The organism is Nocardia fusca NBRC 14340 (assembly GCF_001618425.1).
Lineage (GTDB): Bacteria > Actinomycetota > Actinomycetes > Mycobacteriales > Mycobacteriaceae > Nocardia > Nocardia fusca.
Map to the genome: position 1 here is coordinate 1 of NZ_BDCU01000070.1, position 14852 is coordinate 14852.

Sequence of the window (14852 nt, forward strand, 5' to 3'; positions counted from 1 at the left end):
GTGCGGTTCGGCGCCCAGGGTCGGACCGGGCCCGTGGCTTCGGGGTCCTGTCCTACTCCTCACACTCTGGACACCGATGGCCACCACGGACACACCTACGCCGCGGCCGTGTGCGCGGAGGGCCGTGGGCGCAAGCACGACCGCCCACGCGACCCGTGAGGCGAAGGGCGCGAGTAGCCCTGGCCGCCTCGGTTCGGCGACAACGAGCTACCGCAGTGTCGGGCCCGAAATGCGGTGACATGGCACACCGGCCGTGTGACACCCGGGGTCGCCAGAAACCTCCGAACGGTTCAATCGTCGATATGGAACAGGGCAACCCCGACTCGCACCGCACCAGTGCCGTCCTCGGCGCGGGCGCCTACCTGCTACGAGTACTGGCCGTCTCGACAGGGGTCGCTCTTGCGCTCTACACCGCGGTCTACTGGACGCTGATCATGACCGACTCGGTCTCGGACTATCTGGCGATATCTCGCGGCGGGGCAGGGCCAGCGGACACCGCGGATGCCGCGGTCGGGGCGCAAACCGCGCTGACCACGACCATCGTCACAATTCTGATTCAAAGCCTCGCCCTCGCCGGGATCGCTCTCGCGATCACACGGGTACACGGCGCCAGCCCCCTGCACCGTTTGCCGAACCCACCGGAATCCCATCCGCGGCGCTGGCTCTACGCGGCGGGAATCTTCGCCGCGGCGGCGCTGATCGCTGCCCTGGCTTTCAATGGACCCGGCGCGGCGGCACGCGCCGGAGAACCCGACTCCGATCCTGGCCGCTTGGCCGGAATCCGGATCTTGCTCGCCGGCGCCCTTGAGGAGCCGTTCTTCGCCGCGCTGCCGGTCCTGGTACTTTCCGCGCTGCCGGTGCGCTGGACCACCAACACCCGGGGCGCGGTGGCGCTAGCGCTCGCCATCACCATCTCCGCGGCCGGCCGCGGAGCGATTCACCTCTATCAGGCATCTGGCCGGCCGCAGGCGCGCTGTTCTGGGGAGCGACGGCCGTCTACGTCTACTACCGCTACCGCGCCCTCCTGGCCCTCATCGCCGTGCACACCCTGTGGAATCTGGGCGCGATCATCCAGTACGGCGGCGGTTCCGGGGCGCATCGGCTCGTTCTCATCACGCTCGCGGTCCTCGCGGGCGCCGCAATCGCTACGCTGTCCTGGCCTGGTCTACGACTACCGGTTCCCTCCTGGAGACTGCCCCAGCCCGCATCAGTCCCGCAGGCCGAATACTCGAAAACCACCCTCAACAGGCAACGAGCGCCGTAGAATCGACGGCACGGCAGCGCCCTCACGGATAACCTGCCCGACTCCCGCCGCCAGCCCGGTTGCCACCACAACACAACGGGCTGGCGGCATTCTGTTAAGGGACGGCTGCACGGCATGAGGGAAGCGCCGAGGGCTATCGCGCTCTCCGCCAGTTGCCTGAGCCCCTATAGAGGTGATGTATCGCGGCTGCGGGCCGCAGTGTTCGTCACCGGGCATCGACCGGTCGACGATAATCCACCAGGAGCATGCGTGGCTAACGCACACCGGTACAACGAGCACGACAGACAGAAGGAACCCGCCTGCGCAGCCACCGAGGCAGTGACCGAATACCCTGCCGGGCTCGGGTCCAGACTCGTCGCGGCCGCCCGCGAGTTCGGCCTCACACCAAAAGATGTCGAGGCGTTCACCGACCTACGGGAGCGAACGCCACCCCGTGAAGTCGACCTGAGCTGATGCTCACCCATACCTCACCGGTCGAGCTCCAACGGCTGGCCGAACAGGGACGGGAGCCAGTGGTGCTCATCGAATGCCGTTTCTTCGGCTCCTGCGGCGAATCCTGAAATCCCGGCCCGTAGAAATCCGGTCCCCGACATCTGCCTCGGCCCTACAGTGGCGTTGTGGCCGAAGAACATGAGGTCTGCGAACGCTCGTACGAGCCCATAACCGATGAGCACCTGGATAGGCTCGCCGAGTTCGCGCGGCGCGATCGAGAGGACATGTTCACCCGGATCCCGCGCCTGCGGATCTTCTGTGATCGGATTCTGTTGACCGCCCTCTGCCAAGGAGCCGCGCTTCACCGGATCGACGGCACCACCGGGGTCAAGGGCGGGACCGCAGCGGCTGGTCCGGTTCGGTGAGTACCGCGCGGGGGCGCGGCATCGGGATTGCGGCGCCGTTTGATCACATCGATCCCGAGTGTGACCAGTAGCGCGATACCGGCGCCGGCGGCGAGCACGGCCAGGTGACCGGCCAGCCCGTTACCACCGAAGAAGAGGATCGAATGCAGCGCTTCGCCTGTGGCCGGTGCGGGCAAGAAACCGTGCAGCACAGGGTACAGCGGGATTTACTAGAGCCAGCCGTTGCGGCGGAACATCACGACCAATCCGCTGCAGGTCAGTACCATCACCGCCAGTACGGTGGGGTAGCCCCAGACCTGTTTGAGTTCGGGCATGTGCTCGAAGTTCATGCCGTAGATCCCGGCGATCATGGTGGGGACAGCGGCGAGGGCGACCAGCGCGGAGATTTTTCGCATATCGGTGTTCTGCCGCACCGCGATACGGGCCAGGGTTGCGCTGATCAGCGCGGAGAGTGCGTCGTCGAAGTCGTGGACGCGTTCGGCGGCGGTGGTGTGGTGGTCGGTGACATCTCGCAGGTAGCGGCGTATCTCTTTGTTCAGGCCGGATTCGGGCCGGGTGAGCATCTGCAGTGGCAGGGCCAGCGGTATCACCGAGCGGCGCAGTTCCACGATTTCGCGTTTGAGCTGATAGATCGATTCGATGGTGAGGCGGGAGCGTGGGGTGAACACTTCCTGCTCCATCTCCTCGACATCGGTTTCGATTTCCTGAACGACATCGAGGTAGGTGTCGACGACGTGGTCGGCGATGGCGTGCAATACCGCGCCGGGGCCGAGCCGCAGTCGTTCGGGGTCGGATTCCAGGTCCGCTCGGACGGCCCGCAAACCGGAATGCTCGCCGTGGCGGACGGCGACGACGAAGTCGGTGCCGAGGAAGATCAGTATTTCTCCGGTGAGCACGATCTCGCTGGAGGTGTGCATATCGTGCTCGACGTAGGCCACGGTCCGCATTCCGAACACCAGGGTGTCGTCGTAGCGTTCCAGCTTCGGGCGTTGCCGCCCGGCCACGGCATCTTCCACAGCCAGTGGGTGGAGCCCGAAGACGGCGGCGACCTCACTCATCTGGTCGATATCGGGTTCGTGCAGGCCCAGCCACACGAACCCGTCTTCGCCGCTGTCGTTGTCGCGGACCTGTGCCAGGGCCTCGGCGAAACCGAACCGGCCTGCCAGCCGTTGCCCGTCACGGTAGATGCCGCAGTCCACGACCGCCCGTGCCGCCGGCACGGGGATCCGCTTCAGCGACATCTTCGACCGGCTACTGCCACTATTCGGGTCAACCAACACTCTGCGAGCCTAGAAGCAGCCCGTGGGCAGCGCACAGTCGGCGGTTGTGCGGCCGGATAGGCCGCCGGGCAACCCCGTCGCGGGGCGCGGGTGTCGGAGAGTCAGGGGTGTAGCCATAGGTCCCAGCCCAGGCACACCACGGCTGCGGCGAATGCGCCCAGAGCGAGTGGTGCCGCGATCGCCCAGCCACCACCGGCTTCCCCGACACCGGCGAGGAAGGCGGCCACCGCGAACACGAGGGTCAGTAGTGGTCCGCTGTAGCGGTACCTGGCCAGAAAAGGTCGTAACACCTGTCGTGGCGGCATGGTGATGCCTCCCAGAGTCCGAATGGATGATGGGTTCACTGTGCTCTCCGCTCGGCCCCGGGACCGGAATCCTTACGGAATCCGAACGCCGGGCTGCTGGTGTTGCGGGGCACTGTCTGGCTGAATGAGGCGACCGCCGTGTCCGCAGGGCCATGGGGACACCCGCCCGGCGTGCGTGCGGGGGATCGCCGGCGCAGGCTTGCGGTTCACCAGGGCACGATATTGCGCGTGCCCTGTCGAGGAGGAGCAGGACAGATGGTGACCGAGACACAGTCCGGTACGTCGGCGCACACCGCGGGTCGCGACCCGGTGCGTGCCGCGGTGGTGGTGGGTGCGCTGGGTGTGGTGTTCGGTGATATCGGCACCAGTCCGATCTATACCTTGCAGACGGTGTTCAATCCGGAGGATCCGCATCCGGTGCCGGTCGGCACGGCGAATGTCTACGGGGTGGTGTCGCTGATCTTCTGGTCGGTGATGGTCATAGTCACCCTTACCTACATCTCGTTGGTGATGCGCGCCGACAACGATGGTGAAGGCGGGATCATGGCATTGATCACGCTGCTGCGGCGTCTCGGCGGAACGCGGGACCGCCGTGCAGCCGCGGTGCTGGCCGGGGTCGGAATCTTCGGTGCCGCTCTGTTCTTCGGCGACAGCATGATCACGCCCGCCATCTCGGTGCTTTCCGCGGTGGAGGGACTGAAGATCGTCGAACCCGACCTGGAGAACCTGATCATCCCGATCACGGTGGTGATCATCATCGCCCTGTTCGCTGTGCAGCGCCGCGGCACCGCCGCGGTGGGGCGATTGTTCGGGCCGGTGATGATCCTGTGGTTCCTGGCAATCGGCGCCCTCGGCGTCGCGGAGATCATCCATCATCCAGAAATCCTGAAAGCTCTGTCGCCGACCTATGCGCTGGGTTTCGCCATCGGGCATTTCCACATCGCGTTCTTCGCCCTCGCTGCCATCGTCCTCGCGGTCACCGGCGCCGAGGCACTGTACGCCGATATGGGCCATTTCGGACGCAAGGCCATCACCCGGGGATGGCTGGGGCTGGTGTTGCCCGCCTGCACCCTGAGCTATTTCGGGCAAGGCGCATTGATATTGGGCGACCCTGCCACAGTCAGTGGCCCGTTCTTCCTGCTCGCACCCGGCTGGGCGCGGCTACCGCTGGTATTGCTGGCCACCGCCGCGACGGTGATCGCCTCCCAGGCGGTGATCACCGGTGCCTTCTCGGTGGCCTCCCAAGCAGTGCAGCTGGGATATCTGCCCCGGCTGCGCATCGCCCACACCTCCGAATCGACCATCGGTCAGATCTACGTTCCCTGGATCAACTGGCTGCTCATGGTGTCGGTGTTGACGCTGGTCTTCGCCTTCCAGTCGTCGGCGGCACTGGCCTACGCATTCGGTATGGCGGTGACCGCCACCATCACCATCACGACACTGCTGTTCTTCTACGTGGCCCATACGAAATGGCGCACCCCGCTGTGGCTGGTGTTGCTCGGCGCGATCCCACTGCTGGCCATCGACGCACTGTTCCTGGCGGCGAATCTGACCAAGCTGGTGCACGGTGCATGGCTACCGCTGCTGATCGGACTCACTGCGTTCACTGTGATGATCACCTGGGCCCGTGGCCGTGTCGTCGTCACCGCCGCACGGGAAAAAGCCGAGGGGCCGCTGCGTGACTTCGTCGATCGACTCCGAGATGGTGAATCACCATTGACCCGGGCCCCCGGCACCGCCGTGTTCCTCAACCGCGGCAGCCGGACCACGCCCTTGGCGATGCGCGCCAACGTCGAGCACAACCACGTACTACACGAACACGTCGTGATCCTATCGCTGGACACTCGTCCGGTTCCCCGTGTCGCCGAACCCGACCGCGTTCACATCGACGCGCTCGGATACACCGAGGACGGCATCATCCACGTCACCATCTATCACGGCTACATGGAAACCCCTCAGGTGCCGCACATCTTGCGTGGGCTGGATCCGGCCCACACGGAAGGCCCGATCTCGGTGGACGACGCCTCCTACTTCCTATCCAAGATCGAACTGAAGAAAGGCGATGCTGCCACCATGGCGGCCTGGCGTAAACGCCTGTTCATCGCCACTTCCTTCATCACCTCCGACGCCGCCGATTACTTCGGTCTGCCGCGTGAGCGGACCGTGATCATGGGCTCGCAGGTCGAGGTCTGACGCGGTAGCCACGACCCGCCGGCCGGGATCGCCGGCAGTCGCCGATGCGCGCGCCGTGCCCGACCACCCGGCGATGCGGATCTCCCACGAAGCGATCTATCCGGCACTGTTCGACCCGCGGCGCACGGCGATCGACCGCACCCCGACACAGCGGCTGCGCACCGGAGGTCCGATGCGACACCCGAAGCGGGCCCGAAGGCCTGACGGGCGCGGCGTGATCCGAGAACTCGTGCCCATCAGTGAGCGTCCGGTCGAGGTCGAAACCCGGCAGATCGCCGGCCACTGGGAAGGCGATCTGGTGACGGGCTCCCGCCCGTCGGCGATCGCCACACTGGTGGAGCGGACCAGCCGGTTCACTGTCCTGCTGGCACTGCGTCGGTTGAGGCGGCCAGGGCTTCGGTGACCCCCGGGAGTCCGGCGGATGTGTCTGTGGCGGTGACGTTGTTGCCGGGCGTCCTGCGTGACCTGCGTAGGCGCGGGCGACCGCTTCGCCGCACCGCATCGGTGCCAAAATGCCCTACAAACACCGTATTTGGCAGGATCTTGCAACGTGAACGTGTCAGAAATCGTCTACAACGTCGTGGTCGTCACCCATCTGCTCGGTATGGCAGCGGTGGTCGGCGGATATGCCGCCGGTCGGCCCACCGTGAACGAGGTGATGGTCTGGGGCGCCCGGGCGCAGATCATCACCGGGGTGGTGCTGGTCGGCATGGCGGAGTCACTGACCTCCCTGGACAAAGACCTGAACATGGTGAAGATCGGGATCAAGCTAGTGATCTCCGTGCTGGTCGCCGCCTTCGCCGAAATGGGCCGGGCCGACGCCAAGCGTGGGAAGGATCCCGCATGGATGCCGGACGCGGCGGGTGGGCTGGCGATCGTGAATGTGCTGATCGCCGTGCTCTGGAGCTGATCGGGACGGCCGCGCCCGGTGCCCGGCATCGGCCACCGGGTATCCGGCCGCCCGCGGCCGGATACCTACGGAAGACCCCGGGTATCGCAGTGATACCCGGGTCCTACGGGAGCGGTACTCGCTCAGTTCTGCAGCGCGGGTTCCCGGCGGGCGAATTCGCCGGACTCCGCCCCGCCCGTCCGGTCCGGCTCGTCATCGGAGCCCATCGGATCGAGTTCGGGGTCGATATCGATCGTGCGGCGCAGCGGGCGGTTCGGCAACAGCGTGGTCGCCAGGAGCGCGACCACCGCCGCGAACGCGGCGATCAGGAAGATCCGGCCGGTCGCGTCGCCGTAGGAGGCGCGCACGATGGTGGCGATCGGTGCGGGCAGGCTGTCCAGGTCGAGATTGCTGCCGCCACCCGAGGCGGTCTGGATACCCAGCCGGGCGAACCCCTGGGCCGACAGCTCGCCGACGCGGGTCGCCAGCACCGAACCCAGCACCGAGACCCCGATGGCGCCGCCGAAGGTGCGGAAGAAGGCGACATTGCTGGAGGCCGCGCCGATATCGCGCACACTCACCGTGTTCTGCACGGCCAGCACCAGGTTCTGCATCATCATGCCGACGCCCAGGCCCACCACCGCGATGTACGCGCTGACCAGCCACAGGTTGGTTTCGTGGTCGAGTGCGGAGAGCAGCGCGAAACCGACCACCAGCAGGGTGGCGCCACCGACGACGAATCCCTTCCACTTGCCGAACCGGGTGATCAGCTGGCCGGAGACCACCGAGGCGACGAGCATGCCCGCGACCATCGGAATGGTCAGGACGCCGGCGATCGTCGGTGAATAGCCGCGCGAGGTCTGGAAGTACTGGCCGAGGAAGGTGGTGGCGCCGAACATCCCGATACCCACCGCGACGGAGGCGATGATCGCCAGGCCGGTGGTGCGCTCGGTGACGATCCGCAGTGGCATGATCGGCGACTTCGCGCGGGCCTCCACCCATACGGTCGCCGCGAGCAGCGCCAGGCCCGCCGGCACGTACAGCAGCGATTCCCGGGAGAACCACTCGTAGTAGCCGGTCTTCCCCGCGAAGGAGACCCAGATCAGCAGAATCGAGACACCGGCGGTCATCAGGACGGCACCGAGCCAGTCGATGGACACGTCGTCCTTGCGTTCGGTGGGCAGCCGCAGCGTGCGCTGCAGTAGGAACAACGCGATCAGTGCGAGTGGTACGCAGACGAAGAAGCACCAGCGCCAGCCGAGCGGGCTGTCCACGATGACACCGCCGAGAATGGGTCCGCCCGACATGGAGACCGCCATCACCGCGCCCATATAGCCGGAGTACCGGCCCCGTTCCCGCGGCGCGACGATACTGCCGATGATGGCGACGACGAGGGCGGTCAGACCGCCCATACCGATGCCCTGGACGACGCGGGCGGTCAGCAGCAGTGTCACATCGTGGGCGAAACCGGCGAGGACCGAGCCCGCCACGAAGATGACGATGGCCGTCTGGACCAGGACCTTCTTGTTGAAGAGGTCGGCGAGTTTGCCCCAGATGGGGGTGGATGCCGCATTGGCCAGCAGCGCGGTGGTGATGACCCATGCGTAGGCGGTCTGCGAGGCCTGTAGATCGCCGATGATCGTGGGCAGCGCGGTCGCCACGATCGTGGTACTGAGCAGCGCGGTGAACAGAGCGGCCAGTAGCCCGGTGAGCGATTCGAGAACCTCACGGTGGCTCATCGCGTAAGGGTCTTGCCGCGTCACCGCCTCGACTGGACTAGACATCTATTTCCTGACTCTCTTTCGATTCCGGCTCGTGTTCTTCGGTGACGCTGCGCTGCGTGTCCGCGGACTGTGAGCTGTGCGGATGTTTCTGGTTGTCGGTCGCGGCGTGGCGACTGTCCCGGGCGATGAGTCGGCTCCGGAGTATGTGCAGGATCTGGTGGGCGTGTTCGGCGTCGTCCACGGTCCAGTCGGCCAGCACCTCCTGCAGGCCCCGGACCCGTGATTCCCGGATCCGGGCGAGTAGTTCGTGGCCGGCGGGGGAGACCTCGACGCGGATGGCGCGCCCGTCGCTGGGATCGGTATTGCGTAGGACATAACCGTCGGCGACCAGTTCGGTGATGTGCCGGCTCATGGCCGAGGCGCTGATACCTATCTGGGTGGCGAGGTCGACCTGCCGGCACGGACCGGCCGTTTCCAGGTTGACCAGGACGCTGATCCCGCCCGGCAGCAACCGGCCCTCCTCCGGTTGTGCGAGGGACCGGCGGAGGGCTCGACTGATGAGGAACAGTTCGTCGAGGATGCCCTGTGCGGTGTCGGGGGGAACTCTCATGCGTGCTCCAAATCTAGTTGCTTACGCTAATCAACTATAAATTTGTTGCTTGCGCTAATCAACAAATGTGAAGTGTGCGTATTGCCACAGTGGAGCCGGGACGGTGCGCCGACCGGACAGCGCGCGGGACACGCCGTGTTCCGCCGCCGTTCACCGCGTGCGGCTACCGTCACCCCGCGTTTCGATCGGGGTCGACTTATGTGATCACCCGGCGGGCCCTGTGCCGACCGGACGGTTCGCGGCCGCCCGTGGACGATGAATCCAGCGATGTGCATGTGGACACCAACTGCTTTTTCTGCTGCCCGGCTCGTTCCACCTGGTAGCGCATTTCGGCCTCATCCCCGCCCGCTGGCGCCGATATGCGACCGCGTGTTCTACGACATGCTGCGGCAGCGCGGACTGCGCAGCGCGGAAACCGCGACGGTGACGGTCAACTACCGCTGTCTGTGGTCGGTGATCTACCAGTCGATGGGGGAGACGCCGCCGCCGGGCGCCAAACCGAATCCGCCCTGGGCCGAGATCAACGCGTGGCCCGCCGGGCTGTCCCCGGCCGAGCACACGGCGGTCCGGAAACTGTGCGGTCTGGAAGCCTGAGTCGGCGGCACTCCCGGCTACCGCACGAATTCGCCGGCGCGGTCGGCGAGCTCCAGCAGGGGTTGCGGAACGATGCCGAAGATCAGGGTGGTCAGTGCCGCGATGCCCGCCACTGTGGTCGCGGCGGGCGGACCGACGATCTCGGGTGGGTCGGCCGGCGGATCGGTGAAGAACATCAGCACGATCACCCGGATATAGAAGAACGCGGCGATCGCGCTGGCCAGTACGCCGACGATTACCAGCAGACCGGCGTCACTACCGGCCGCGGCCTGGAAGACCGCGAACTTCGCGACGAATCCCGCGGTGATCGGGATGCCGGCGAACGACAGCAGCAGCAGCGCGAACATGGTGGCGAGCCACGGGGCGCGGCGGCCGAGCCCGGCCCAGCGCGACAGCGCTGTCGCCTCCGTCCCGTCGGCGTCGCGCACCATGCTCACGATCGCGAAGGCGCCCAGGGTGCCAAGGCCGTAGACGAACAGATAGAACAGGGTCGCGGCGATGCCGCGGTCGTCGGCGGCGGCCAGCGCGGTGAGCAGGAAGCCGGTATGCGCGATGGACGAATAGGCGAGCATCCGCTTCATATCGGTCTGTGTGATCGCCAGGATCGCGCCGACCACCATGGTGGCCACGGCGACGGCGGCCAGCACCGGCCGCCAGTCTCCGGCGATCTCCGCGACACCCACGGACAGCACGCGCAGCAGGGCACCCAGCGCGGCGATCTTGGTCGCCGCCGCCATGAACGCGGTGATCGGTGTCGGCGCGCCCTGATACACATCGGGCACCCACGCCTGGAACGGCACCGCGCCGATCTTGAACAGCAGACCCACGGCCAGCATGGCCACACCCAGCAGCGCCAGGGTGGGCGCGCCGGTCTCGGCGGCGAGCGCGTCGGCGATTCCGGCGAGGCGGACCGTTCCGGTCTGGCCGTAGAGCAGCGCGACCCCGTACAGGAAGAAAGCCGAGGAGAACGCGCCCAGCAGGAAGTACTTGAGCGCCGCCTCCTGCGAGAGCAGCCGGCGCCGCCGGGCCAGACCGCACAGCAGGTACAGCGGCAGCGAGAGCACCTCCAGCGCGACGAACATGGTGAGCAGATCGTTGGCGGCCGGGAACAGCAGCAGGCCGCCCAGCGCCAGCAGCAACAGCGGGAAGACCTCGGTGGGTGTGATGCCCGCGGTCGCGGCCGACCGCTCGGCCCCGCTGCCCGGGACGGCGGAGGCCTGCGGGGTGAACGCGTCCATCCCGTAGTCGGCGGCCGCGGCGGCGCGGCTCCAGGTACCCGGCCCGGAGCGCGGCCGGGGCAGCGGCCCGCGTTCGGCGACGAACAGCACCGACAGGATGCCGACGATCAGCAGGGTGCCCTGGAGGAAAAGGGTGACCCCGTCGACCGCGACCGCGCCGACCGCTGCCGTCGTCGCGGTCCCGGACAGCAGCAGCACGGCGACCAGCGCGGCCCCCAGGGCCACCAGGGTCAGTACCAGCTGCGCGAGATACCGCCACGGGCGCGGGAAGAACGCATCCACCAGCACGCCCACCACCGCCGCGCCGAACACGATGAGGATCGGCGCCAGCACGTGGTATTCGATACTCGGCGCCGGTACGGTCGCGGCCAGGACCGTGCCGGCGGACAACTCAGCGCTCATGACGCACACCTCCGGGGTTCGCCGCCTCCGGCCGGGCCGGGACCGGCGGTGCGGGATCGACACTGCCGACCGTGGTGAGGGTCTGGTTCACCGCGGGATCGATGAAGTCCAGTACCGGTTTCGGATAGAGACCGAAGAAGATCAGGGCGCCGAGCAGCGGCACCACGACCACGAGTTCGCGCGGCACCAGGTCCCGGATGTGTTCGCTGCCCTCGCGGACCGGCCCCGTCATCATCCGCTGGTACAGCCACAGCACATAGATCGCCGCCAGGACCAGCGCGGCGGCGGCGATCACCGCGGCTACCTGATACCTGCTGAATGTGCCGATCAGGACCAGGAATTCGCTGACGAACGGGGCGAGTCCGGGCAGGGAGAGCGTGGCCAGGCCGGCGATGAAGAACGATCCGGCCAGCACCGGCGCCACCTTCTGGACTCCGCCGTAGTCGGCGATGAGCCGGCTGCCGCGCCGCGACACCAGGAAACCGGCCACCAGGAACAGTGCCGCCGTGGACAGCCCGTGATTGACCATGTACAGAGTCGCGCCGGTCTGGGCCTGGCTGGTCATGGCGAAGATACCGAGCACGATGAAGCCGAAGTGCGAGATAGAGGTGTAGGCGATGAGTCGCATCACATCGGTCTGGCCGATGGCCAGCAGCGCACCGTAGAGGATGCCGATCACGGCCAGCGTGATCACCAGCGGCGCATAGGTGTCGACCGCGGCGGGGAACAGCAGCAGGCAGTAGCGCAGCATGCCGAAGGTGCCGACCTTGTCGACCACCGCCATCATCAGCACCGCGCTCGCCGGGGTCGCGGAGACGGCGGCGTCCGGCAGCCAGGTGTGCAGCGGCCACAGCGGCGCCTTGACCGCGAACGCGAACATGAAACCGAGGAACAGGGCGTTGAGCACCGCCGGTCCGGCGCCGAGCTGCCCGGAGTTGGCGGCCGCGACCACGGTGCGCAGGTCGAAGGTTCCGGCGCCGTCCGCGCCGAGGTCCTGCTGGACGGTGAGTACATAGAGGCCGATCACCGCGGCGAGCATGATCAGGCCGCCGAACAGGTTGTACAGCAGGAACTTCACCGCGGCGCGGGAACGCTGCTGCCGGACCTGCGCGTTGTCGGTGCGTGGCCCGAAACCGCCGATGAGGAAGTACATCGGGATCAGCATGGCCTCGAAGAACACGTAGAACAGCAGGATGTCCAGGGACAGGAAGGACACCAGCACCATCGCCTCCACCAAGAGGGTGAGCGCGATGTAGGTGTGTGCCACCCGTTTCCCGGTGCCGACCTCGCGGTCGTCGTGCCAGCCGGCGACGACGAGCAGCGGGACCAGACCGGCGGTGAGCAGTACCAGAACCAGCGCGATCCCGTCCACGCCGAGGGTGTATCCGGCACCGAACGCCGGTATCCAGGTGCGGGATTCGACGAACTGGAACTGCTCGCCACCGGGTTGGAAGGCCGCCGCCACCCCCAGCGCCACACCGAAGGTGGCCACGGTGAACAGCAGGCCGACCCAGCGGGCCAGTAGTCGCTGCGCGGCCGGCAGCAGGAGTACGACCGCCGCGCCCACCAGGGGCAACAGCCAGAGCACGGACAACCAGGGCACGGCGCTCACCAGATCCTCACGGCCAGCAGGGCTGCGGCCACCAGGGCCGCGCCGGTGAACATGGACAGGGCATACGAACGGACGAAACCGGTCTGGATCCGGCGGGCCCGCGCGGACAGACCGCCGATAACCGCGGCGGTGCCGTTGACGAGACCGTCGATACCGCGGCTGTCGAGGAAGACCAGGGCGCGGGTCAGGTGGCGGCCGGGCCGCATGAAGGCGGCCTCGTTGACGGCGTCCCCGTAGAGATCGCGCCGCGCCGCGAAGGTCAGTGCGGTCACCTCCTGCGGTGCGCTGTCGGGCACCGCGCTGCGCCCGTACTGCCGGTAGGCGACCGCGACGCCCGCCGCGACCACCGCGAGGGCGAGCCCGGTGATCACCGGGACCGGCAGGATCGGTTCACCGTGGTGCTCGCCGACGACCGGTGCCAGCCAGTTCTGTAGTGAGGACCCCCAGACGAAAACCGCTCCGGCGCCGACCGACCCGAGCGCCAGCAGGATCATCGGGCCCGTCATCACGGCAGGGGATTCGTGCGGGTGGGTATCGGGCTTCCAGCGGCGTTCGCCGAAGAAGGTCAGCAGCATCACCCGCGTCATATAGAAGGCGGTGAGGCCGGCGCCCAGCAGAGTGACGGTGCCCAGGATCGGGCCGGCGGCGCCTTCGGCGGCGAAGGCCGCTTCGATGATGCGGTCCTTGGAGAAGAACCCGGCGAACGGCGGGACACCGATGATGGCGAGATACCCGAGACCGAAGGTGAGGTAGGTGATCGGCAGCAGGGTGCGCAATCCGCCGTACCGCCGCATATCGGTTTCGTCGTCCATGGCGTGCATGACCGAACCCGCCCCGAGGAACAGGCCCGCCTTGAAGAAGCCGTGGGTCAGCAGATGCATGATGGCCACCGCGTATCCCGCGGGACCGAGGCCGACGGCCAGCACCATGTAGCCGATCTGGCTCATGGTGGAGGCGGCCAGCGCCTTCTTGATGTCGTCCTTGGCGCAACCGATGATCGCGCCGAACAGCAGGGTCACCGCGCCGACCACCACCACCGCGGTCCGGGCGGTGGGCGCGAGATCGTAGAGGGGGTTCGAGCGGGCGATCAGGTACACACCCGCGGTGACCATGGTGGCCGCGTGGATGAGCGCTGATACCGGGGTGGGGCCCTCCATGGCGTCGCCGAGCCACGATTGCAGTGGCACCTGGGCGGATTTACCGCAGGCGGCCAGCAGCAGGAACAGGCCGACGGCAGTGAGTGTCGCGTCGCTCGCCCCGGGGGCCGCGGTGAACACCGCACCGAAATCGAGGGACCCGAAGGTGGCGAACATGATCATCATGGCGATGGCCAGGCCCATATCGCCGACCCGGTTGACCACGAACGCCTTCTTGGCGGCCGTGGCCGCCGACGGTTTGTGGTACCAGAACCCGATCAGCAGATACGAGGCCAGACCGACGCCCTCCCAGCCCAGGTACAGCACCAGATAGTTGTTCGCCAGCACCAGCAGCAGCATGGCCGCGAGGAACAGGTTCAGGTAGGCGAAGAACCGGCGGCGGCCGGGATCGTGGCTCATATATCCGACGGAGTAGATGTGGATGAGCGAGCCGACGCCGGTGATGAGCAGGGCGAAACAGATCGACAGCTGGTCCAGCGCGAGCCCGAAGTCGACCTGGAGTCCGGCTATCGGTACCCAGCTGAACAGATCCAGCGCCACCGCGCGATCGGCGCCGTCCCGGCCGAGCATCCCGGCGAAGGCGATCACCGCCACCACGAAGGAGGCCAGCGCGGTCACGGTGGCGAGCAGATGACCCCATGCGTCGGAGCGACGCCCGGTGAGCAGCAGTACGGCGGCGCCGGCGAGGGGCAGGGCGGGCAGCAGCCACAGCGTTGCGGTATCCACG

General features: G+C 67.2%; 15 protein-coding genes. 6 read left to right on the plus strand and 9 right to left on the minus strand.

Translation table 11 applies throughout. From position 1 onward, the window contains the following. Nucleotides 1–302: 302 nt before the first annotated feature. Both NF4_RS38355 and NF4_RS38360 read left to right on the plus strand, forming a co-directional pair. Complete coding sequence (locus tag NF4_RS38355) at nucleotides 303–1382, plus strand: hypothetical protein (protein ID WP_157120767.1); 1080 nt, start codon at nucleotides 303–305, stop codon at nucleotides 1380–1382. A 131-nt stretch (nucleotides 1383–1513) separates the two neighbouring features. Further along, on the plus strand, nucleotides 1514–1717 hold the full coding sequence (locus tag NF4_RS38360; RefSeq protein WP_157120768.1) for a hypothetical protein: 204 nt from the start codon (nucleotides 1514–1516) through the stop codon (nucleotides 1715–1717). A 14-nt stretch (nucleotides 1718–1731) separates the two neighbouring features. Here the strand turns inward: NF4_RS38360 and NF4_RS34920 are convergent, their stop codons facing one another. The 4 genes from NF4_RS34920 to NF4_RS38365 all read right to left on the minus strand — a co-directional run bounded on the left by NF4_RS34920 (nucleotide 1732) and on the right by NF4_RS38365 (nucleotide 3706). Next, nucleotides 1732–2061, minus strand: coding sequence for a hypothetical protein (locus tag NF4_RS34920; protein WP_063131671.1), 330 nt, complete (start codon nucleotides 2059–2061; stop codon nucleotides 1732–1734). After that, complete coding sequence (locus NF4_RS34925) at nucleotides 2058–2312, minus strand: hypothetical protein (RefSeq protein ID WP_063131672.1); 255 nt, start codon at nucleotides 2310–2312, stop codon at nucleotides 2058–2060. Before NF4_RS34925 ends, NF4_RS34920 begins: the two co-directional genes overlap by 4 nt. An 18-nt stretch (nucleotides 2313–2330) precedes the next feature. Then, nucleotides 2331–3362 carry a magnesium/cobalt transporter CorA gene (gene corA / locus NF4_RS34930; protein WP_063131673.1) on the minus strand — a complete coding sequence of 344 codons (1032 nt, stop codon included), beginning with the start codon at nucleotides 3360–3362 and terminating at the stop codon, nucleotides 2331–2333. A gap of 140 nt (nucleotides 3363–3502) precedes the next feature. Then, nucleotides 3503–3706, minus strand: a complete 204-nt coding sequence (locus tag NF4_RS38365) for a hypothetical protein (protein WP_157120769.1) — start codon at nucleotides 3704–3706, stop codon at nucleotides 3503–3505. Between the two features lie 255 nt (nucleotides 3707–3961). Here NF4_RS38365 and NF4_RS34935 point away from each other — a divergent pair, with 255 nt between their 5' ends. From NF4_RS34935 to NF4_RS34945, 3 genes are all read left to right on the plus strand, one after another. Continuing rightward, nucleotides 3962–5899 carry a potassium transporter Kup gene (locus tag NF4_RS34935; RefSeq protein WP_063131674.1) on the plus strand — a complete coding sequence of 646 codons (1938 nt, stop codon included), beginning with the start codon at nucleotides 3962–3964 and terminating at the stop codon, nucleotides 5897–5899. A gap of 73 nt (nucleotides 5900–5972) precedes the next feature. Beyond that, a complete protein-coding gene (locus NF4_RS40360; protein ID WP_198165594.1) occupies nucleotides 5973–6302 on the plus strand; it encodes a hypothetical protein in 330 nt (109 codons plus the stop codon). A 201-nt stretch (nucleotides 6303–6503) separates the two neighbouring features. Then, nucleotides 6504–6809, plus strand: a complete 306-nt coding sequence (locus NF4_RS34945) for a hypothetical protein (protein WP_063131709.1) — start codon at nucleotides 6504–6506, stop codon at nucleotides 6807–6809. 122 nt (nucleotides 6810–6931) lie between these two features. On the opposite strand, the gene NF4_RS34950 is transcribed toward NF4_RS34945, so the two are convergent. Next, a complete protein-coding gene (locus NF4_RS34950) occupies nucleotides 6932–8572 on the minus strand; it encodes an MDR family MFS transporter (RefSeq protein WP_063131676.1) in 1641 nt (546 codons plus the stop codon). Beyond that, nucleotides 8565–9122 carry a MarR family winged helix-turn-helix transcriptional regulator gene (locus NF4_RS34955; protein WP_063814805.1) on the minus strand — a complete coding sequence of 186 codons (558 nt, stop codon included), beginning with the start codon at nucleotides 9120–9122 and terminating at the stop codon, nucleotides 8565–8567. Before NF4_RS34955 ends, NF4_RS34950 begins: the two co-directional genes overlap by 8 nt. Before the next feature lie 369 nt (nucleotides 9123–9491). Here NF4_RS34955 and NF4_RS34960 point away from each other — a divergent pair, with 369 nt between their 5' ends. Further along, nucleotides 9492–9716 carry a hypothetical protein gene (locus NF4_RS34960; RefSeq protein WP_063131677.1) on the plus strand — a complete coding sequence of 75 codons (225 nt, stop codon included), beginning with the start codon at nucleotides 9492–9494 and terminating at the stop codon, nucleotides 9714–9716. A 17-nt stretch (nucleotides 9717–9733) separates the two neighbouring features. Here NF4_RS34960 and nuoN read toward each other — a convergent pair whose 3' ends face one another. The 3 genes from nuoN to nuoL are packed head-to-tail and all read right to left on the minus strand — an operon-like array spanning nucleotide 9734 to nucleotide 14851. Next, nucleotides 9734–11356 (minus strand): NADH-quinone oxidoreductase subunit NuoN, encoded by a 1623-nt coding sequence (nuoN, locus tag NF4_RS34965; RefSeq protein WP_063131710.1) that lies wholly within the window; start codon nucleotides 11354–11356, stop codon nucleotides 9734–9736. Next, nucleotides 11346–12968, minus strand: a complete 1623-nt coding sequence (locus NF4_RS34970; RefSeq protein WP_063131678.1) for an NADH-quinone oxidoreductase subunit M — start codon at nucleotides 12966–12968, stop codon at nucleotides 11346–11348. The genes nuoN and NF4_RS34970 overlap by 11 nt, the downstream gene beginning before the upstream one ends. Beyond that, nucleotides 12965–14851 (minus strand): NADH-quinone oxidoreductase subunit L, encoded by a 1887-nt coding sequence (nuoL, locus tag NF4_RS34975; protein WP_063131679.1) that lies wholly within the window; start codon nucleotides 14849–14851, stop codon nucleotides 12965–12967. The genes NF4_RS34970 and nuoL overlap by 4 nt, the downstream gene beginning before the upstream one ends. Nucleotide 14852: the final 1 nt, after the last annotated feature.

Excerpts from the sequence above, each read along its gene's own strand:
- NF4_RS38355 (WP_157120767.1), top strand. The coding sequence starts at position 303 with ATGGAACAGGGCAACCCCGACTCGCACCGCACCAGTGCCGTCCTCGGC.
- corA (WP_063131673.1), bottom strand. The coding sequence starts at position 3,362 with ATGTCGCTGAAGCGGATCCCCGTGCCGGCGGCACGGGCGGTCGTGGAC.
- NF4_RS38365 (WP_157120769.1), bottom strand. The coding sequence starts at position 3,706 with ATGCCGCCACGACAGGTGTTACGACCTTTTCTGGCCAGGTACCGCTAC.
- NF4_RS34935 (WP_063131674.1), top strand. The coding sequence starts at position 3,962 with ATGGTGACCGAGACACAGTCCGGTACGTCGGCGCACACCGCGGGTCGC.
- NF4_RS40360 (WP_198165594.1), top strand. The coding sequence starts at position 5,973 with ATGCGGATCTCCCACGAAGCGATCTATCCGGCACTGTTCGACCCGCGG.
- NF4_RS34945 (WP_063131709.1), top strand. The coding sequence starts at position 6,504 with ATGGCAGCGGTGGTCGGCGGATATGCCGCCGGTCGGCCCACCGTGAAC.
- NF4_RS34950 (WP_063131676.1), bottom strand. The coding sequence starts at position 8,572 with ATGTCTAGTCCAGTCGAGGCGGTGACGCGGCAAGACCCTTACGCGATG.
- NF4_RS34955 (WP_063814805.1), bottom strand. The coding sequence starts at position 9,122 with ATGAGAGTTCCCCCCGACACCGCACAGGGCATCCTCGACGAACTGTTC.
- nuoN (WP_063131710.1), bottom strand. The coding sequence starts at position 11,356 with ATGAGCGCTGAGTTGTCCGCCGGCACGGTCCTGGCCGCGACCGTACCG.